The 307-nt window shown below is 44.0% G+C and carries 1 protein-coding gene; it reads left to right on the top strand.

Annotation, left to right across the window (positions count from 1 at the left end; translation table 11 throughout):
* Positions 1 to 2: 2 nt before the first annotated feature.
* On the top strand, positions 3 to 307 hold a 305-nt coding region (exsE2, locus tag IQR33_RS23805; RefSeq protein ID WP_193844111.1), incomplete at its 3' end, for a T3SS regulon translocated regulator ExsE2.

Genomic DNA, 307 nt, shown 5'->3' with positions numbered 1-307 from the left:
TTATGTCCAATGACATCCAATCCACATACACCAATTCATCGGTTCATGACGTTCAACAAGCGCAGCAAAGTGATGCAGTGCCGCAAGGAACGTTTCATTGCCGTAAAGTCACCCTACTCTCCTCATCAGAAAGCAGTATGACGCGAACAAGCTCTAAAAGAGAGCTTGGTGAATGTTTAAATCAATTTGCCAGTCTCGAATCTTGCAATCGCGTTTTGGACTTTGATCCGCAACTCAATATTGACAAGCAAAACGCCGCCGTAGAAAAGCTTATGGAACGAAAAGTGGCGATAATTCAACGTTCCTG

Origin of the sequence: Vibrio sp. OPT46 (assembly GCF_015163535.1) — a bacterium.
GTDB classification, from domain to species: Bacteria; Pseudomonadota; Gammaproteobacteria; order Enterobacterales; family Vibrionaceae; genus Vibrio; species Vibrio alginolyticus.
Note: the sequence above shows the minus strand (reverse complement) of the source record. Positions and strands in the feature narration are given on the sequence as shown.